The following is an 18879-nucleotide window of genomic DNA, read 5'->3' as shown; positions in this document are numbered from 1 at the left end:
CCGGCGGTGTGGGTCATCGGTTCGGCCCGGCGGCGTACCGTACGAGCGCTTCGCGGTGGCGGCCGATCTTGCGGAAGGCTTCGGCGTACTGGTCGATGAGCGACTTGTCCTCGGGCCAGTTGGTGAAGGTGGGCAGGGACAGTGCGTGCTGCTCGACGTGTTCCGCGTGCGAGCCGCTCGGCGGTGCGAGGCCCTTCTTCGGAGTCCCGGGGAACAGCGGGTTCTCCTGACCGGTGTAGAGCGGAAGGGTCGACAGGCGGGGGCCGGAGGGGGCGCCCACTTCCATGCCTTCGGCGCGCAGGGCCTCGACGAGGACGGAGCGGGGGACGCCGCCCAGGGCCTCGGGCCGGTAGAGCGGTTTGTAGCCGTACCAGGCCCCCATGTCGACGTGTCCGGCGACGTGTACGGGTTCCAGGTAGGGCACGTCGCCGAGTTGTTCGCCGAGGTGGCCCAGGCAGCGGTGCCGTGCCGCCTTGCGTGCCGGGAACGCGGCGAGCGCGTGCCGGGCGACGATGGCGTTGAACGGCGACATGCGCAGCTTCAGCCCGTAGCCGGTTACCCAGTGCGCACGCAGGTCCTCGTCGAGGACGGCGTCACGGGAGCGGTCCCGGTAGTGACCGAGGAGCGTGGCGCGGTCGTGCACCAGGGGGTCGCTGGTGACGAGAATGCCGCCCTCGCCCGCGTAGACGGCCTTGTTGGCCTGGAGGGAGAAGACCGCGGCGTCGCCGAAGGTGCCGACGGGCCTGCCCTTGTAGCGGCTGCCGTGGGCGTGGGAACAGTCCTCCAGGACGCGCAGTCCGTGGCGCTCGGCGATCCGCAGGATCGCGTCCATGTCGCAGGGATGGCCCCACTGGTGGACGACCGTGACGACCTTGGTGTGTTCGGTGAGCGCGGCCTGGAGCGCCTTCGGGTCGAGGCCGCGGGTGTGGGGGTCGATGTCGGCCAGGACCACGTCGCCGCGGAGGGCGAAGACGGGGCTCAGCGCCGCGTGGTAGGTGAGGGCCGGTCCCACGACATCCACGCCCTCACGCACACGGAGTGCGAAGTAGGCGGCGAAGAGGGCGCTGGTACCGGAGTTGAAGGTGACCGCGAAGCGGGCTCCGCCGTCCAGGAAGGCGAGGAAGTCGTCCTCGAGCCGGCCGATGGGGCCGCTGTTGCCCTTGATGGAGATGTCGGTGTTCCGCTGCGCGGCCAGTTCGGACAGCTCGGCCTCGTCGGCGGGGGGCGGCCAGACTTCGTGCGGGAGCGGCTGTTCGATGGCGGGTGCGCCTCCGAGGAGGGCGAGTTGTTCGACGGTGGCCATGTGTCCTTCCTGCTTTCGTGGGTGGGCTCGGGACCGGCGCTTCGGGCGTGGTCGGTGTGCGTACGGGGACGGGGTCAGGCGCACCGGCCGGCGAGCTGGTCCTGCTCACCCGACCGGTCCCGGTAGATCCCGTCGATCGTGCGCACGGCGGCGAGCTGACGCTGGAGGTGGTCCTGGCGGTAGGAGCGGTCGTCCAGGTGCCCCAGATGGTGGGCGATCATGGAGCGCACGGCGTCGGTCTTGGGGCCTTCCGAGGTGTAGCGCTCCAGTGGCAGCCCACCGATGGAATGCAGAGTGGCGACCGTGGGGGCGACGTTCAACGCGCCCTCCGTACCGAGCACGCAGAGGTGTTCGATCTTCTCGTGGTGATGGCGGGAGATGCGCAGTGAGCCTGTCAGCCCCGTTGAGGGATAGCTGCACATCAGGCTGACGAGATCCTCCAGCCGACGGTCCCGCATCTCCTGGTACTGGTGCACGAAGGCGGAATGCACCCGAGGAGGTTCGGGGAACAGGCCGCTGAGCACATCGATGAGGTGGTAGCCCATGTCGAGGAGCACCCCGCCCCTCGCCTGCTCCCGCGAGGCGCGCCAGCCCGTGGTCGGGTGAGCCAGGTTGAAGTGGTAGTCGTAGGAGAACCAGTAGGGCTCCCCGATCCGCGCGAGATTCTCCTGGGCGAACCGGAACACGGGATTGAAGTTCCGTTGCAGCAGCGTGAAGACGCTGCGGTCGGCCCGTTGCGCCAGGGATATCAGTTGCCGGGCTTCTTGTTCGGTGACGGCGAACGGCTTTTCCTTGATGACGTGCCTGCCGTGCGCCAGGAGTTCCGCACAGACCGGTAGGTGCTCACTGTGCGGCACGGTGACCACCGCGGCGTCGAAGTCGACCTTCTCGATTGCCTCCCCGAGGAGGCCGTAATACGGGAATCCCCAGGCGTCGGCGAGTGACGAGGCCGCCGGTGCGGGGTCGACGCCGCCGACGACATCCGCGCTTTCTCGTACGACGGGCAGATACTCTATTCCTTGATGTCCGGCAAATCCGACCACCAGTACTCGTGGGCGCGGGACTGCGTTTTTCGACCTGTCACCGGACATGCAGAATATCCCCCTCGGGGAAAAGATCTGAAGTCGTAAAGGGATTCAGGGAACTCGGTGGCTCTTTCTGGACTCATCGGCGAGCCAGGTGTGTGCCGCGGTCACGACGTCCTTGATGAAGGTGCTTCCGCTGAGCTCTGTGTTCTCGTCGAGCAGCGTGACGCCGTCGGCCGCGATCCAGGTGAACTCGGTGTGCTTGTCCCGTTCGAGTTCGGGCGACGAGAGGTCCCCGTCCACCTCGACGATGTAGTCCGATTCGATGTGCCGCAGTCCGTCCGCCGTCCACTCCTCGTGCGCCACCTGGGCGAGCACGAGGCGCAGCTGCCACCCGGTCTCCTCGGCAACCTCCCGGCGGAGCGCGTCCAGTAGGGACTCGCCCTCCTCCACGGCTCCGCCGACGATGTCCCAGCAGCCGGGGAAGAGGCGTCGGCCGGCCGAGCGGCGCTGGACGAAGATCCGGTCGTACGGGTCGCGGATCAGTGCGCCCACTACGCGCCGGGGTTCATTCGACGAGCTGACCATTCTTCCCCCGGTTCACCAGCCTGCGAGATTTCGAGTGCGCCCTGTGCCGGGTGAAATAGAATAGGAATCGAACGGCCTGAAGGAGAAGGTGGGCAGCCTCAGTTGCTGCCGGATGGGATCGTGTCGGGTTGATTGGCCGGTCGTATTCTCCGTCCTGAAGAATACCGGAGATCCTCGACGGCACAGGAGAGTGTGCAAGATTTCGGACGCCGAAACTTCTCCTTGACATGCTGTCACGTCATATGCTGACGGTTTGACTCGTGCATGTCGCACGCCTATTCGGGTTTAGGTGTCGGGGTGGCCGCGCACTTGAAGTGCGGGCCACTCTCCGTCGCGCTTTCTGACTCCTGGGGCGAGAGTTTTCGCGCCCCGCTTTGCTGAGCGATCGTTCTTTTCTGTCCCCGCCGGTCGTGTCGCCCTGGAATATGTTGGCCGGATTTGCCAGGCGCCGGGGCCCGATGGCGCTGCCCGGCGCCCCGGACGATCACTGGCGGCGGACGGTCACCGGCGGCGGGCGACCAGCAAGACGTACCCGACCTCGGGGAGCGCACCGAACCTGGGGAGGGAGCGGGTGGAGGTGAAGAACTCGTAGTGGGGGTCGTCGGGGGTGGGCTCTACGCCGTCGAAGGCATCGGCGAACGCCTGGTAAGTGCGCCGGACCTGCTCTCCGATGTCGTTGAACTCCACGATCTCCAGACCGGCGCGGTCGAGGGCCGTACGCAGCTCCGCCGGGTCGGGGAAGCCGGGGGACTGGAACGCCCGGCACGTCTGCCGGACCGTCTCCGCGGCATCCCCGGTCACCGGAGACCGGAGCAGCACATCAGCGACGACCAGCGGGCTTCCCGGTCGCAGGGTCCGGGCGATCTCGGTAAGAGCGGCGGTCCGGTCGCTGATGTGCATCATGCACTCGATCGCCCAGGCGCCGTCGAAGGACGCGGCGTCGAAGGGCAGTGCGCAGGCGTCCGCGTACCGGAAGTCCACCCGGCCGGCGAGCGCGGCCGCGTGCGCGCGCGTCCGGGCGAGGTCGATGTCTTCTTCGCTGACCGAGATTCCGGAGACGCGCGCACCGGTGGCCCGGGCGATGCGCAGGGCGGGCCGTCCGGTTCCGCAGCCGACGTCCAGCAGGCGCCGGCCGGGTGCGGCGGCCAGCCCCTCTGCCACGAGGTCGGTGAGCCGGTCGGTGGCTTGGTCGAGGGAGCGGTCGTCGTCAGCGCCGTCCCAGTAGCCGACGTGGATGTTCCCGTCGACGGCCGCGCCGTCCGCGGTTTCGGTCTGGTCGTCGTGGAGCAGGCCGACGTCCGGTGACGACGGGGCGGTGTGGTGGACGAAGGGGTCGTTGGTCATCGAGATCTCCCGCGCTTGAGTGGCGTGTCAGCCGGTGAAGAGGACCGTCGGGCGCGATTCGCCAAACTGATGAACAGGCGAACGAGCGGGCAGGGGCTTCCAGGGTTCACCGGGATCCCGGGACGCATGCGGCGGGGTCGTGGGCGAGGCGGCTGCCGCTCATGGTGAGGTCGGGGCGATGCCGCTGAGGGCTGCGACAGCTCTGTGGGCGACGCGCTGCACCCTGGGGTGTCCTGCGGCGATGGGCGTCGAGCGACGATTGTCCTGGAGGGTGTGAAGTTCGTCCAGGGTGCCCCGTTGGCATGGTCGCGACCGAACCGGCATGCGGGGCCCGCTGGTGCACCACTGGAAAGCGGCTCACCTGGAACGCCTCTGTGTTCCAGGGGAGTTGGCTGGATCTCCCCTCCCGTGCCGGTAGCTTCGGTGGCATGGGCCGGCCCCGCCCGCTGAGCAGGTGCGTACAAACTCGCCGGAACGCACGACCTCGTCGCCCTTCAGCAAGTCCCGCTCGGCGCACCCGCGGGGTCGCACTACCAGGGCCGGATCAACGGCGTCGGGCACTGCCTATGTCGAGCACTGCCTATCGGTAGAGGGCGCCGACATCAACTGACTTCGTACTCCGGCTCCGGGACGGGCTCCACCTTCCTTCCGGCAGCCGGCAAGGTAGTCAGCAGCACAGCTGCTCCGAGGAGCGCGATGCCCGCGATCCAGGCCGCGCCGACGTGCATGGCGTGGATGAACGCGTCGTCAGCGGCCTGAGCAAGAGCGGGCCGGTGGACAGTGGTGGCGACGTGGCGGGCCTGTTCGGCGGAGACCCGCGCCTGCTCCCGCACCGGACCGGGCGCACCCTCGAGCGAAGGTTCGATCGCACGGCGGTACATGATCGACATGATGGTGCCGCCTATCGCGATTCCGATCACACTGCCGGTCTGTCGCACGGTATTGGTGACGGCCGATCCTGCACCGGCCTGTTCCAATGGCAGGTCGCTGATCAATGCGGCCGTAACGGGGCCGATCACCATGCCGATCGAGAAGCCCTGCACCAACAACAGGATCTCGATCCGGACGAGTGGAGTCTGGAGCCCGAGGAACCCGTATCCGCCCATGGTCAGCGCAGCCATGGTCAGCGCCGGAACGGTGACCAGACGTAGCGGCAGACGGCGGACCAGTCGCGAGGCGAGGGGCGCCCCCGCGAGCGCGCCGAATGCGGTCGGGATGTTGGCCAGACCCGCCTTCATCGGCGAGAAGCCGAGCGCGCCCTGAAGGTAGAACGCGTTGTAGAAGGTGATGGCGGCCACGCCGAAGAGCAGCAGTCCGAGCGCCACATTGCCGCCACTGAACGCGCGTTGCGCGAACAGCCGCGGGTCAAAGCTGGGCACCTTGACGCGCAGTTCGACGAGTACGAAAACGGCCAGTAGAACCAGGCCGGCAATGACCGGCGCCCAGACGTCGGTACGACTCCACGCCGCCACCTGCCCCGCCCGGATCAGCCCGTAGGCCAACGCCACGAGCCCACTGATCGACAGCAGCATTCCAGCGGGGTCCAGTGGCCGCCGAATGGGGCTGCGGAAATTCGGAACCAGCACGGCGAGCCCGGCCAGAGCCAATGCCGCGACCGGGACATTGATGAGAAAGACCGAGCCCCACCAGAAATGATCGAGCAGGAATCCCGCCAGCACCGGGCCGGCGGCCATTCCGACACCGGCCGACGTCGAGAAGATGCCGATCGCGGCAGCCCGTGCGGGGCCCGTAAAGGTCCACATGAGGATGGCCATCATGGCGGGTGTGATCAGTGCGCTGCCCACCCCCATTGCGGCTCGCGCGGCAATGAGCCGGCCCGCATCGCTTGCGTACGCCGCCCACAGCGACGACCCGGCGAAGATCACCAACCCGCTCGAGAACACAGTCCGGTGACCGAACCGATCGCCCAACGCGCCTGCCGTGAACATCAATGTGGCGAAGGCCAGAGTGTACGAACCGGTCGCCCATTGCAGCTGACCCGGGCTGGCCCCCAGTCCGCGGACCGGGTCTGCCAGGGTCTCCAGCGCGGTACTCAGGACGGTATTGTCCAGCCAAATCAGAAGCGAACACGACATAAGAACGGCAAGGATTAAGTGCTGCCTGGACTTCGGCAATACAGGAGGCGTGGTCATGAACACCTTTGGATGTTGATCGGTGGGAACCTGAACGACTGGACCATAAGCAAACTCTGCGATGCCGTCAAGCTTAGAATTAATGGGAAATACCGTTGCGACCGAGCGGCCTGTATGCCCTCTGTCAGATTTGTGAACCGAGCGAATTTGTGCCCTCTGGCGGATTTGCGAGTTGAAGAATTCTATGACTTCAGGAGGTTGCGACTGGGCTGATTTCATGCCCTCCGGTCAGCTCTTGAGGCTTCCGGCGGACAGACCCGAGCGCCGGAACCGCTGGGGGACGAGGAACGCGATACACAGGGGGATCACCGACACCAGGGAGCCCGTGACGACGATGCCGTACCAGGGCTGGTCCCGGAGCCGGCTGTTCCAGAAGCAGAGACCCGAGGTGAGCGGCCACACACGGACGGGTGACCCCGGTGCTCCCCCGAGCGCCGAACGGGCCGGTTCCGGCCTGCTGTTGGACCATGGATCCGGCGCAGCCGCGCGGGCTCCGCCTCCGTCGTGCTGATCTCAGACTGCACACCTCGACCACGACAGGAGAAGTCATGCCCACCAAGACGCTCCGGATTCCCACCGCTGACGGCCAGGCCGACGCGTTCGCCGCCTTCCCCGACGGCGGCGGGCGGCACCCGGGGGTGCTGATGTACCCGGACGGCTTCGGCATCCGGCCGGTGCTGCGGGAGATGGCCCGCGAACTGGCCGGGCACGGGTACTACGTGCTCGTCCCCAACATCTTCTACCGGCACGGACCGGCACCGGTGATCGAACTCCCCGAGTACATCGGAGCCGAGGCCCGGCCCGCGGTCCTCGCCCAGCTGATGCCGTTGATCGAGGCGCACACCACCGAACGCGTCCTGAGCGACGCCGACGCCTACCTCGGGTTCCTCACCACCCGGCCCGAGGCCGGTCCCGGACCGGTCGCGGTGACCGGCTACTGCATCGGCGGTCTGCTGGCGATGCGCACCGCCGCGGCCCACCCCCGCCAGGTGGCCGCCGTCGCCGGATTCCACGGCCCCGTGGTCGCCGACGAGCCGGACAGCCTGCACAGCTTCCTCTCCAAGGTCACCGCCCAGGTCCACCTCGGCCACGCCGAGAGCGACTTGACGCCCGAGGCCCTCGGCGAGCTCAACCGGGCCCTGGACGCCGCAGGTGTCAGCTACACCTCCGAGATCTACCCCGGCACCGTCCACGGCTTCACCATGTCCGACACCGACGCCTTCGACCCCGCCGCACTTCAGCGTCACTGGGACCGCCTGCTGCCCCTGCTCGGCCGCACCCTGGCCAACGGCTGAGGCTCCGGCCCCGGGGACCCGGCCGACGTGCAGAGCGGCAGCGCGTCGGCCGGCAGCGATCCGCAGCGGAGCACCGCAGTGCGAGGAGTGCGCCGCTACGCTGTCGCACGGGAGGTGCGAACACATGACGGAATCCGACCCCGGGCTCTTCGGCCCCGCATCGGTCACCTGGCAGATGCACGGCGACCCGATGATGTGGGTCGCGGGAGTTCGTGCCCTGTACCTCCAGGCGCTCCACCCGCGCGCGGTGCGCGGCGTGATGCAGAACTCCGACTTCCGCAAGGACGCCTGGGGCCGGCTGATGCGCACGGCGAGTTTCGTGGGGACGATCACCTACGGCACCACCGAGGCCGCCGAGAAGGCGGGCGCCCGGGTCCGCAGGATCCACCGGCTCCTCAAGGTCACCGACCCGCTGAGCGGCGAGACCTACGGGGTCGACGACCCGGAGCTGCTGCTGTGGGTGCACTGCGCCGAGGTCGACTCCTACCTCCGGGTCCAGCTCCGCTCCGGCTACCCGCTCACCGCCGCACAGGCCGACCGCTACATCGACGAGCACCGCCGCAGCGCCCGCCTCATCGGCCTCGACCCGGCGGGCGTCCCCGCGACGACCGCGCAACTGGCGGCCTACTTCGCACGCGTGAGACCGCAGCTCGCGCACTCCCCGGAGGCGTCGGACGTCGACGACTTCCTGCGCAGGCCGCCCGTCCACCCGCTGCTCGTACCGGCGCGGGCCCTGCTGTGGCGGCATGTGGCGGCACTCGCCTACCAGTCGCTGCCGCCGTTCGCCCATGAGCTGTACGGCAGACCCGTGCCGCCGGAGCCCACCGTGGACCGCCGCCTGCGCACCACCGGAACAGTCCTGCGCGCCATCCCCTCGCGACTGCGCTGGGCACTCCCGCCCGGTCACATCGTGAAGGCCATGGAACGTCTCGGCCCCGGAAGCCGCCCCACCCCGTACAGACTGAAGAAGCAGGCAGCCATACTGGACGGGCCGGGGAGGGTGCGGCGACAGCAGGCGGAGTGACGGGGGCGACAGCAGGGATGGCGGAAACCAGGCTGATCCAGAGCCGGTACCGGCTGCTCGATCTGATCGGGCGCGGCGGTATGGGCGAGGTGTGGCGTGCCCGCGACGAATCGCTCGGCCGCCAGGTCGCCGTCAAATGCCTCAAGCCGATGGGCCCGCAGCACGACCAGGACTTCACCCGCATCGTGCGCGAACGCTTCCGCCGCGAGGCCCGGGTCGCCGCCGCGCTCCAGCACCGGGGCGTCACCGTCGTCCACGACTTCGGCGAGTACGAGGGTGTGCTGTATCTGGTGATGGAGCTCCTGGACGGCCGCAACCTGAGCCAGCTCCTGGAGGACAACGAGCAGCACCCGCTGCCGGTGGACGACATCGTCGACATCGCGGAACAGGTCGCCGACGCCCTCGGCTACACCCACCAGCAGGGCATCGTCCACCGCGATCTCAAACCCGCCAACATCATGAGGCTGGCGGACGGGACGGTGAAGATCTGCGACTTCGGCATCGCCAGGCTCGGCCACGACATCTCGGTCACCTCCCGCCTCACCGGCGTCGGCATCGCCATGGGCACCCCGCACTACATGTCCCCGGAACAGATCAGCGGCGGACAGGTCGACCACCGCAGCGACCTCTACTCGCTCGGCTGTGTGCTGTACGAGATCGCCACCGGAGCACCGCCGTTCGACCTCGAAGACTCCTGGGGCATTCTCGTCGGACACCGCGACACCCCGCCGCAGCCGTTGCGCACCCACCGCGCCGAACTGCCCGGGTTCATCGACCGGGTCGTTCTGGAACTGCTCGCCAAGACCCCGGACCAGCGCCCGGCAGACGCGGGCGACCTGCGCCGGCGCATCGCCGTCGGCCGTACCGGCGAACAGCCGTACCCGGAGCCGGCCGGGCAGGTGCCCCTCGCACCGCCGGCCCCCGTCCTGCGGCCCGGCCGGACGCCCGGCGCAGGCGCGCGGCTGCCCGCATGGACGCGCGGGATGAGTGCCGGGCACAAGGCCACCGGCACCACGAACCTCCCCCTTGCACCGCCCGACCACTCGGCGGGCCTGACCGGTTCCTGGACCACCGGCACCGACCGGCGCACGGACACCCCGGCCGCGCCGCCGCCCGGCGCCGAACGGCCCACACCGGCACCGGAGTTCCTGGCGGTACTCGCCGGCCGCCACAGCGCCGGCCTCAACCTGGGCCGCCTCGGGCACTGGGAGGAGGCGGGCGAGGTGCACCGGGCGGTCGCCGCCGAACGCGAGCACGCGCTGGGCCCCGACCACCCCGACACGCTCTCCAGCCGGTACGAGGTCGGGTTCACCCTGAGCCGGACCGGTCGTGCGGCGGACGCGCTGCGGGAGTTCGGCCGCGTCGCCGAGGGCCGCGAGCGCACCCTGGGGGCCGACCATGCGGACACCCTCGCGGCCCGGCAGGAAATGGCGTACGCCCTGGGCCGGCTCGGCCGCCACTTCGAGGCCCACCAGGTCTACGCCGCCGTTCTCGCCTCGCGGGAACGCTCCATGGGGCCGGACCACCCGGACACCCTGCGCTGCCGCCACAACCTGGCGTTCAACCTCAGCAGGCTCGGTCGGCTGGAGGAGTCGTACAGCATGGCCCGGGACGTGGCGAGCGCCCGCGCCCGGCTGCTGGGCGCCACCCACCCCGACACGCTGGTCACCCTCTACGAGGTCGGCTACACACTGGGCCGCCTCGGACGGTGGACGGAGGCCCTGCAGACCTACCGGGACGTCGTCCGGGCCCGGTCGCAGGCGCTGGGCGCCGACCACCACGACACGCTCGCCGCACGCTACGAGATCGGCATCGGCCTCGGCCGGCTGGGCCGCAGCGCCGAGGCACTGGAGCTCTACCGCGCACTCGTCGCCGACCGGACCCGGATCGACGGACCCGATGATCCCGAGACGCTCCGCGCCCGCCACGGACTGGGCGTCAACCTGGGCCGGCTCGCCCGCTGGGACGAGGCGCTGACCGAATCGCGCGAGGTGTGCGCGACCCGTGAACGCGTCCTGGGCGCCGACCACCCCGACACCCTCGTCAGCCGCCGCGAGGTCGCCGTCGGCCTCGGCTGGCTGGGCCGGTGGGCCGATGCGCTCACCGTCTACCGGCAGGTCGCCGAGGCACGGGCCCGGCTCCTGGGCGCCGGCCATCCCGACACCCTCGCCGGCCGCGACGACGAGGCGCACTGCCTCGAGCAGCTCGGCCGCGGGCCGGAGGCGGTCGAGCTCTACCGGGAGGTGGCGGCGCTCCGGCAGCAACGGGGCGCAGCGCCGCACTGAGGGGGCCGGCGGGGGCCCTGGCCCGGGCCGTGCGTCCGTGTTACCAAGGGGCATGCCCGTACGAGACAGCTATGACGCAGTGATCGTGGGCGGCGGCCACAACGGCCTGGTCGCCGCCGCCTACCTCGCCCGCGCCGGACAGTCCGTCCTGGTCCTGGAGCGGCTTGCCGGCACCGGGGGAGCGGCCGTCTCCACCCGCCCCTTCGCAGGCGTCGACGCCCGGCTGTCGCGCTACTCGTACCTGGTGTCCCTGCTCCCGCCGAAGATCGTCCGCGATCTGGGTCTGGAGTTCGCCGTACGCAAGCGGACCGTCTCCTCCTACACCCCGGCCGTCCGCGACGGACGCGCCACCGGGCTGCTCGTCGGCGGCGACGGCACCCGCGCCTCGTTCGCCGCGCTCACCGGATCGGACCGGGAGTACGAGGCGTGGCAGCGCTTCTACGGACTCACCGGACAGGTCGCCGAGCGGGTCTTCCCCACGCTCACCGAGCCGCTGCCCACCCGCGACGCGCTCCGCGAGCGGATCGGTGACGCGGACGCCTGGCGGATGCTGTTCGAGGAGCCCATCGGCGTCGCCGTCGAGGAGACCTTCGAGGACGACCTCGTGCGCGGCGTCGTGCTCACCGACGCGCTGATCGGCACGTTCGCCGACGCGCACGATCCCTCACTGCTCCAGAACCGCTGCTTCCTCTACCACGTGATCGGCGGCGGCACCGGTGACTGGGACGTCCCGGTCGGCGGCATGGGCGCGCTCACCGACGCCCTCGCGGGCGCCGCGCTGGCGGCCGGCGCGCAGATCCGTACCGGGCACGAGGCGATCCGGATCGACACCGACGGGACGCACGCCGAGGTCACGGTGCGGACGGACAGCGGTGAGTCGGCCGTCGGCGCGCGCCGCGTCCTGGTCAACGCCTCGCCCGAGGCCCTCGCCGCACTCCTCGGTGACGAGCCGCCGACGCCCGCCGAAGGCGCCCAGCTGAAGGTGAACATGCTGCTCACCCGGCTGCCCCGGCTGAAGGACCGGTCGGTGGACCCGCGCGAGGCGTTCGGCGGGACCTTCCACATCGCCGAGGGGTACGGGCAGCTGGCCGACGCCTACCGGGACGCGGCGGCGGGGCGGCTGCCCGCCGCCCCGCCCTCGGAGATCTACTGCCACTCGCTGACGGACCCCTCGATCCTCGGACCGGAACTCGCCGCCCGCGGCTACCAGACCCTGACCCTCTTCGGCCTGCACACCCCGGCCCGCCTCTTCGCCGCGGACAACGAGGCCACCCGCGCCGCGCTGCTCAAGGCCACGCTCGCCGAGCTCGACGCGCACCTTCAGGAGCCGCTCGCCGACTGCCTGGCGCTCGACGCGAACGGCGAACCGTGCATCGAGGCCAAGACACCGCTCGACCTGGAGCGGGACCTGCGGCTGCCCGGCGGCCATATCTTCCACCGGGATCTCGCCTTCCCGTACGCCACACCGCGGACCGGGCGCTGGGGCGTGGAGACCGCGCACGCCAACGTCCTGCTCTGCGGGGCCGGTGCGGTGCGCGGCGGCGGGGTCAGCGGGGTCCCCGGCCACAACGCCGCGATGGCGGCGCTGGGCCGGTGAGCCCCGCTGACCCGGGCAGCGGCCGCTACTGCCCGAACACGCCCCGCAGCGCGGCGATCTTGCGCGGCAGGTCGTACTCCGCGCCGCCCTCGTGCCCGTTGTACGTGAACACCTCGATCTGCGCCGGGCCCGCATAGCGGTGGTAGGCGGCGTACACCGTGGAGGACGGGCAGATCTTGTCCATCAGCCCCACCGAGAACCACGCCGGAGCGGTCGCCCGCGCCGCGAAGTTGACACCGTCGAAGTACGACAGTGTCTCCATCGCCTCGTCGATCCGGAAGCGGTGACCGGACAGCCAGCGGGCGATCTCCGCGTACGGTCCCGCGTCCGTGATCTGCGAGGCACGCCGGTAGTGGCAGAGGAACGGCACATCGGCCACGGCCGCCACGACGTCGTCCCGCAGCCCCGCCACGGCGAGCGCGAGGCCGCCGCCCTGACTGCCGCCGAGCACCGCGACCCGTGAGGCGTCCACCGCGTCATGGGCCTTCGCGGCGTCGACGGCCCGCACCGCGTCCGTGATCAGCCGGCGGTAGTAGTGCCGGTACGGGTCCTCGATACCCCGGGTCAGGAAGCCGGGGGAGGAGGAGCCGTTCCCGTCGGGGCCGATGTCGACGGTGTCCGCGGTGTTCTTGCCGCCGCCGCCCTGACCCCGGTTGTCCATCACCAGATGGGCGTAGCCCAGGGCGCTCCAGGTGAGCCAGGAGTAGGGGATGCCCCGGCCGCCGTTGTACCCGATGTACTGCACGACGGCGGGCAGCGGACCTGAGCGTTCCCGGGGGAGCATCAGCCACGCCTTCACCGGCTGCCCGCCCCAGCCGCGGAACGTCACGTCGAACACCTCGACGGTGGCGAACCCGGCGTCGTACGGGACGAACTCGGCGTCCAGGCCGTGGCGGGCGCTCTCGGTGAGGGTCTTCTCCCAGAAGGCGTCGAAGTCGGCCGGCTCCTCCGGCTCCGGCCGGTAGTCGCGCAGCCGGTCCAGGGGCATGTCGAACAGCAAGGGTCTAGCTCCTCTTCAGGGTGAGGTTGAGGGTTGCGCCGTGGCGGTCAGCCGTGACGGCGGTGATCCGGACGCCGGTGCCGGTCGGGGCCACCGTGATACCCGGGTCGGCCGAGACGACGCTCAGATTGCGCAGGGCCAGGTCCAGCACGACGGAGGACCGCAGCTGGGTCGGGTCGGACAGCGAGACGGTGACGGTCTTTCCGTCCGGCCGCACCAGGACCGATGCCGGTCCGTCCGCGGTGAGTTCCTGCACGGTCCCGGCGGTCCAGAAGTTCGCGGCGAGCAGCCCGTCCGCGCAGCGGCGTACCGCGTGCACGGCCGTGGTGCGGGCGACCGCCTTCACCGGGGGCGCGGCCGACCACTGCTTCGTGCGCTCGGCGGAGGCCATCGGCGCCTGCAGCCAGAAGTAGCCCGCTGCCTCCGGCGCGGCGCCGTGGTCCTGCCACAGCGTCAGATACGGGCGGGTGACGGAGGTGTCCGTGCCGTACTTGAGGTTGATCTCGCGCCAGGTCGCGGTGCGCTGCTCACGCAGACCGTTCAGGGTGACGGGCTCGGGGAAGATGTAGCCGCCGGTCCCGGCGACATGCAGCCATTGGACCTTGTCCAGCTGCTCCGACCAGCCGGTGTCCGTCGGGGCCGCCTGGCCGTTGACGGTCAGCGCGGCGGCCGGGTCCCGCAGCTTGCGGTTCTCCACGACGGTCTCGGCCGTACCCGTGTCGGCCGAGATCCCCGAGCCGACGCAGGCGATGACGTCGTCCAGGCAGAACCAGCTCTTGTAGCCGTGCAGCGAACTGCCGAAGGCCCGCAGTTCCATGCCGTACGCGCCGAGCGTGGTGCCCGGCAGCGCGGTGCCGCCCGCCCAGTCGGCGGTGCTGGTGGTGCGCTGCCCCGCCGCGTCGGCGGGCCGGCCCGCGAGAACGGTGGTGCCGGGCAGCCGGGCGGGGTCGACCGTGGGCCAGTAGTCCTCGCTGTAGTGCCCGAGGTCGTCCGTGTAGAGGAGCACCATGCCGTCGGAGAGGTGCCAGGCGTGCAGGTTCTCGTTCTGGATCGACTCGTAGTTGTAGATCCGGGACGAGTAGGCGGAGACGCCGAGGGCGAACGAGGGCCGGTGGTGGGCCGCCTTGTCCATCCGGGGGTGCTGCTTGTGCGCGACCAGCGGGCCGCGGGCCGGCACCGGGGAGGCGATGACGTTGCGGGCCGCGACGAGCGAGGCGAGGTCGGTGACGGCGAGGAAGTCGCGGTAGGTGTCCTCGGCGATCCACTGCTTGACCAGGGCGGTGAACCGGTCGGCGGTCTCTCCGGGGAAGGTCGGGATCAGCCGCACCACCGCCTCGATCACCGTCTGCGCCGAGACATGGCCCTGCTTGCTCGGCCGGGCGATCTCGCGCCCGCACACCGACGCCATCACGTCGCCGCGCGCGAGCAGCGGGTCGAAGCCCTCGTCGACCCAGAGCCGGACGTTGTCGAGGTCCGGGTCGGTGACCGTCCACGCCGTGCCGGCGAGAAGGTTCAGCAGCCGGGAGAGGTTGTTGAGGAGCTCCTTGCCGTAGCCACCGTTGTACGGGTGCTTGTAGTGCTGGAGGAACGAGCCGTCCGAGTAGAAGCCCTCGCCCGTGCCCTGGGCCGCCGCGCTCGCGTCGTTGAAGGCGAGGACGCTGTTGGCCCCCGAACCCTCGACGTCCGAAAGAGCGTCACGGACCCGGACGAGGTCCTCCCCGCTGTCGCGGAGCACCGCGTTCACGGCGACGACGGTGGAGATCCACACCCGGTTGGCGCCGGTCGCGATCTGCCGGTCGGCCCGCCAGAGGTTGGGGTCCGGTGTGTAGCTGCGCACGGCGTCGTTGATCCGGCCGAGCCGCTCGGCGCCGAGCGCGTCGTACAGCAGTACGGTCGCGTCGTTCAGCGCGAGCGCGGAGCCGATCTCCCAGTCCCAGTCGTTGTCGAACCGGGTGTGGCCGGGGCCGTACCGGTTCGTCAGCATCCAGTCGATGCCCGCCAGGAGCAGGTCCCGCAGCGCGGTGTCGCCGTACTGGACGGTGCCGGGGACGGCCCACGCGGTCGCGACCGTCGCGAGCCGCTTGAACGACGTCGTCACGTGGTTGGAGAGCGTGGTGCTGGTCAGGTCGGGGAAGAGCCCGTCGGTACGGGACGGGTCCAGGCCCACGGCGGACGTCGTCGCGGCCTTGCCGATCCTGGCCACGGCCGCCGCGATCTGCGGGTCGGTGGGGTCGAGTCCGGGACCGCCGGTGAGAAGGGTGTGCCACCGGGTGCGCAGGGAGGCGGCGTCGTCGACCGGGTCCGCGGCGTGCGCGGTCCCCGTCGCGAGCGTGAACGGCAGGGCGGCGGCCGCGCCGAGCGCCGCCGCACCGGCGAGGACGGTGCGGCGGGTGGTGCCGGTGGTGCCTCGGGTGGTGCCTGGGTTCATGGTGCGGCCCTCACAGAAGGTGTCGGCGGTCGACGGCCGCGGCGAGCGCCGCATGGCCGGAAGGGTTGGGGTGGAGCCCGTCGCCGCTGTCGTACGCGGGCAGCATCCGCTCCGGGTGGTCCGGATCGCGCAGGGCGGCGTCGAAGTCGGCGACGGCGTCGAAGACCCGGCCGGTCCGTACGGCCGCGTTGATCTGCTGCCGCACCGTTTCCAGCTCGGGCGTCCAGCGGGTCCAGCCGCCGAACGGCGTGATGGTCGCGCCGACCACGCGCAGACCGGCGTCCCGGGCGCGCAGCACCAGCTGCCGGTAGCCGGCCAGGACGAGCGCCGGGTCGGTCTGGCTCGGCGGCTGCTGGAGGTCGTTGACCCCGAGGTGGACCAGGACGGTCCGCAGTCCGGGCAGGGACAGCACATCGCGGTCGAAGCGGGCCTGTCCGCCCGGGCCGAACCGGGCGTCGTCCAGCAGCACCCGGTTGCCGCTGATCCCGAGATCGGCGACCGCGGCCCCGGGCAGGCGCCGGGCCAGCTGGTCGGGCCAGCGCAGATCGGAGTCGTCCGGTGTGCCGACGCCCTCCGCGATCGAGTCGCCCAGCACCGCGATCACCGGACCGTGCGCGCCCGTCACCTCGACGCCCGTCAGCAGGAACACCGAGGTGGTGCGGACCCCGTCGACATCGTGCGAGGCATGGGTGTTGCGGTGGAACGACAACGGCCCGGTGGGGCCCGGCAGTTCGGTCCGGACCGTCAGCAGGGAGCCCTCGGCGGTCCGCAGCTCCGCGACCGCGTCACTGGTCAGCGAGGCACCCGCGGCGAGCCAGGCCTGCCGCCGCCCGCCGAACGTCACGGGCTTGCCGCCCGCGGTCACCGGGCCGATCAGGACCGGCACGGTTCCGAACGCGTGCCCGTAGCGCAGCCGGACCTGACCGCCGGCCGACAGCCGGACCCGCGCGGTGAACGTGCCCTGCGTCAGCCCGGTGCTCGCCACGGTGTCGGTGGGCGTCGGCGCGGTCTGCGCGGTCGCCCACGAGGTCGTCCAGCGCGAGCGGCGCGCACCGGTGCCCGGTGCATCGGCGGCCTGCGCGCCCGGCGCCGTCGCCACGACCGCGGCCAGCCCGGCCGCCGCCGTCAGTACCCCGCGTCTCGCGGGTCCCCGCCCGCTCACTGGGGGCACGCACCGGTCGGGGTGTACTCGCCGCCGTAGGTGCCCACGGAGTCGCCGCCGGTGTTCCCGCTCATCGTGTTGGTGCAGACGGGGCCCTGCGGGGTGCGCATGAACTTGATGCCGCCGCCGGCGTTCCCGGTGATGGTGTTGCCGTAGACGCTGGTGTCGATGCCGTCGGTCGCGGTGTCGCCGCCGAGCCGGATGCCCGCGCCTGCGTTGTCGTGAATGGTGTTGTAGCGGAAGATGTTGCCGCTGCCGCGCGCGTCGAGCCCGCCGGAGCTGGAGTCCTTCTGCTGGCTGCAGTCGTTGTACTCGACGTAGTTGTTGGTCGAGTTCTCCTTCACGTCGACGCACTCGTTGCCGCGGGTGGCGATCGTGTTGTGGTGGATGCGGTTGTTCTTGCTGATGTCGGGGGCGGCGTCCGGGGCGCCGTTGGCGCCCTGCTGCTCGGGGGCCGTGCCGAGGTAGATGCCCTCGCCGTTCTTGCCGCCGCCGCCGAACTTGAAGTCGGCGACGCCGCAGTCGGTGATGGTGTTGTCGGAGATCTCGGCGCCGGTGACCAGATAGCGCACCCGCAGGCATTCGTCGGCGGCGTTCTTCAGGGTCATGCCGGTGATGCGCAGAGCGCCCACACCGTTACCGGGGGTCGTGCTCATGACATATATCAGCTTGAGGCGGTACCCCGACACATCGGTGGACGACCCGTGCAGCCCGTCCACGGTGAAGCCGCTCAGCGTCGTCGAATCGTGCTGCACCTGAATGATCCGGGCGTCGCCCGCACCCTTCACCACAGCGTTCGCGGGGCCGGTGATGGTGACCCCGGCGCGCTTGGTCACGACGTCCTGTTTGTACGTACCGGCGGCGAGGTTCACCACCGCCCCCGTGGGCGCCAGATCGACCGCCTTCTGGATCGTGGCGAGCGGGGAGCCCGCCGACGTACCGGAGTTGGTGTCGCTGCCGGACGGCGACACGTAGTAGGCGGTGGCGGCGGCAGCGGCCACCGACGGCGGCGGGAAGACGAGCGGGGCGCCGACGGCGAGCGCGGCGACGAGGGTGGTGCGCAGTGCGTGGCTCATGGGGTGTGCCTCCTGGGATCAGCGAAGGACAGAGCAAGCAGTACGGGAATGCTCGGGCCGAGAAGCAGTGGCCCCAGCGGTACGACGAGAGAGAGCAGTACGGCGGAGATCACCGCACCGAGCAGGGCGGTGCCCCGGGCGGCCGAACCGAAGCCGAGCACCAGTGCGCCTCGGGTCCAGGTACGGACGGTGCCGCCGGGCTCCCGGCCGGCCTCGGCCGCGAACGCCACATGGTGGATGACCAGGGCGGCCGCGATGCCCGCCTGGGCGGCGAGCAGAACGAAGGCCCACGGCTCCGAGCGGCCCAGCAGATGAACGATGTTGGCGGCCAGTACGCCCACGGCCGCCGTGGAGAGCAGCGAGTGCCGCCACAGGGCGCGCCAGTACTGCGGGAACGCCGTGAACGTATGGATGAAGCAGCGGCTGTCCCCCTCGGCCCGCCACCGCTGGAGCCCGTGCGCCATCGCGGCGAGCGCGGGAAGCCAGGTCACCACGCCCAGCGACAGCACGGCGAACGCGGCCCCGGCGACGGCCGGGTAGGCCACGAACTCCAGCCGCCGCAGCAGCGTCGGCCAGCCGGAGGAGAGAGTTGCCTGCAT

14 protein-coding genes are annotated in these 18879 nt (G+C 70.8%); 4 read left to right on the top strand and 10 right to left on the bottom strand.

Going from position 1 to position 18879, the window contains the following annotated elements; all coding sequences use genetic code 11:
• Nucleotides 1–13: 13 nt before the first annotated feature.
• From OG782_RS01625 to OG782_RS01605, 5 genes are all read right to left on the bottom strand, one after another.
• On the bottom strand, nucleotides 14–1303 hold the full coding sequence (locus tag OG782_RS01625) for a DegT/DnrJ/EryC1/StrS family aminotransferase (RefSeq protein WP_406447558.1): 1290 nt from the start codon (nucleotides 1301–1303) through the stop codon (nucleotides 14–16).
• 74 nt (nucleotides 1304–1377) lie between these two features.
• Nucleotides 1378–2346, bottom strand: coding sequence for a Gfo/Idh/MocA family protein (locus OG782_RS01620; RefSeq protein WP_406447556.1), 969 nt, complete (start codon nucleotides 2344–2346; stop codon nucleotides 1378–1380).
• Nucleotides 2347–2439: 93 nt separating this feature from the next.
• Nucleotides 2440–2883, bottom strand: coding sequence for an NUDIX hydrolase (locus OG782_RS01615; protein WP_406447554.1), 444 nt, complete (start codon nucleotides 2881–2883; stop codon nucleotides 2440–2442).
• Nucleotides 2884–3417: 534 nt separating this feature from the next.
• Nucleotides 3418–4260, bottom strand: coding sequence for an SAM-dependent methyltransferase (locus OG782_RS01610; RefSeq protein WP_406447552.1), 843 nt, complete (start codon nucleotides 4258–4260; stop codon nucleotides 3418–3420).
• Between the two features lie 602 nt (nucleotides 4261–4862).
• Nucleotides 4863–6413: an MFS transporter gene (locus OG782_RS01605; RefSeq protein ID WP_406458785.1), complete on the bottom strand. Its 1551-nt coding sequence runs from the start codon at nucleotides 6411–6413 to the stop codon at nucleotides 4863–4865.
• Between the two features lie 548 nt (nucleotides 6414–6961).
• Between OG782_RS01605 and OG782_RS01600 the strand changes: the two genes are divergently transcribed.
• The 4 genes from OG782_RS01600 to OG782_RS01585 all read left to right on the top strand — a co-directional run bounded on the left by OG782_RS01600 (nucleotide 6962) and on the right by OG782_RS01585 (nucleotide 12614).
• Entirely contained in the window at nucleotides 6962–7708 is a 747-nt protein-coding gene (locus tag OG782_RS01600) for a dienelactone hydrolase family protein (RefSeq protein ID WP_406447550.1), read from the top strand.
• 124 nt (nucleotides 7709–7832) lie between these two features.
• Nucleotides 7833–8732, top strand: coding sequence for an oxygenase MpaB family protein (locus OG782_RS01595; protein WP_406447548.1), 900 nt, complete (start codon nucleotides 7833–7835; stop codon nucleotides 8730–8732).
• 17 nt (nucleotides 8733–8749) lie between these two features.
• A complete protein-coding gene (locus tag OG782_RS01590) occupies nucleotides 8750–11017 on the top strand; it encodes a tetratricopeptide repeat protein (RefSeq protein WP_406447546.1) in 2268 nt (755 codons plus the stop codon).
• A 52-nt stretch (nucleotides 11018–11069) separates the two neighbouring features.
• On the top strand, nucleotides 11070–12614 hold the full coding sequence (locus OG782_RS01585; RefSeq protein ID WP_406447544.1) for a phytoene desaturase family protein: 1545 nt from the start codon (nucleotides 11070–11072) through the stop codon (nucleotides 12612–12614).
• A gap of 25 nt (nucleotides 12615–12639) precedes the next feature.
• On the opposite strand, the gene OG782_RS01580 is transcribed toward OG782_RS01585, so the two are convergent.
• Genes OG782_RS01580 through OG782_RS01560 form a run of 5 tightly spaced genes read right to left on the bottom strand, consistent with a single transcriptional unit; the run spans nucleotide 12640 to nucleotide 18879 of the window.
• Complete coding sequence (locus OG782_RS01580; protein ID WP_406447542.1) at nucleotides 12640–13614, bottom strand: acetylxylan esterase; 975 nt, start codon at nucleotides 13612–13614, stop codon at nucleotides 12640–12642.
• Between the two features lie 4 nt (nucleotides 13615–13618).
• On the bottom strand, nucleotides 13619–16042 hold the full coding sequence (locus OG782_RS01575) for a polysaccharide lyase 8 family protein (protein WP_406447540.1): 2424 nt from the start codon (nucleotides 16040–16042) through the stop codon (nucleotides 13619–13621).
• Nucleotides 16043–16052: 10 nt separating this feature from the next.
• On the bottom strand, nucleotides 16053–17204 hold the full coding sequence (locus tag OG782_RS01570) for an SGNH/GDSL hydrolase family protein (protein ID WP_406447538.1): 1152 nt from the start codon (nucleotides 17202–17204) through the stop codon (nucleotides 16053–16055).
• Nucleotides 17201–18280 (bottom strand): DUF1565 domain-containing protein, encoded by a 1080-nt coding sequence (locus tag OG782_RS01565; RefSeq protein ID WP_406447536.1) that lies wholly within the window; start codon nucleotides 18278–18280, stop codon nucleotides 17201–17203. Before OG782_RS01565 ends, OG782_RS01570 begins: the two co-directional genes overlap by 4 nt.
• Nucleotides 18277–18879 carry a hypothetical protein gene (locus OG782_RS01560; RefSeq protein WP_406447535.1) on the bottom strand — a complete coding sequence of 201 codons (603 nt, stop codon included), beginning with the start codon at nucleotides 18877–18879 and terminating at the stop codon, nucleotides 18277–18279. Before OG782_RS01560 ends, OG782_RS01565 begins: the two co-directional genes overlap by 4 nt.

The organism is Streptomyces sp. NBC_00876 (assembly GCF_045207435.1).
Taxonomy (GTDB): domain Bacteria; phylum Actinomycetota; class Actinomycetes; order Streptomycetales; family Streptomycetaceae; genus Streptomyces.
Note: the sequence above shows the minus strand (reverse complement) of the source record. Positions and strands in the feature narration are given on the sequence as shown.

What these genes read in the sequence shown, in the direction of transcription:
- OG782_RS01625 (WP_406447558.1), bottom strand. Translation starts at nt 1,303, where the DNA reads ATGGCCACCGTCGAACAACTCGCCCTCCTCGGAGGCGCACCCGCCATC.
- OG782_RS01610 (WP_406447552.1), bottom strand. Translation starts at nt 4,260, where the DNA reads ATGACCAACGACCCCTTCGTCCACCACACCGCCCCGTCGTCACCGGAC.
- OG782_RS01605 (WP_406458785.1), bottom strand. Translation starts at nt 6,413, where the DNA reads ATGACCACGCCTCCTGTATTGCCGAAGTCCAGGCAGCACTTAATCCTT.
- OG782_RS01600 (WP_406447550.1), top strand. Translation starts at nt 6,962, where the DNA reads ATGCCCACCAAGACGCTCCGGATTCCCACCGCTGACGGCCAGGCCGAC.
- OG782_RS01595 (WP_406447548.1), top strand. Translation starts at nt 7,833, where the DNA reads ATGACGGAATCCGACCCCGGGCTCTTCGGCCCCGCATCGGTCACCTGG.
- OG782_RS01590 (WP_406447546.1), top strand. Translation starts at nt 8,750, where the DNA reads ATGGCGGAAACCAGGCTGATCCAGAGCCGGTACCGGCTGCTCGATCTG.
- OG782_RS01585 (WP_406447544.1), top strand. Translation starts at nt 11,070, where the DNA reads ATGCCCGTACGAGACAGCTATGACGCAGTGATCGTGGGCGGCGGCCAC.
- OG782_RS01575 (WP_406447540.1), bottom strand. Translation starts at nt 16,042, where the DNA reads ATGAACCCAGGCACCACCCGAGGCACCACCGGCACCACCCGCCGCACC.
- OG782_RS01565 (WP_406447536.1), bottom strand. Translation starts at nt 18,280, where the DNA reads ATGAGCCACGCACTGCGCACCACCCTCGTCGCCGCGCTCGCCGTCGGC.
- OG782_RS01560 (WP_406447535.1), bottom strand. Translation starts at nt 18,879, where the DNA reads ATGCAGGCAACTCTCTCCTCCGGCTGGCCGACGCTGCTGCGGCGGCTG.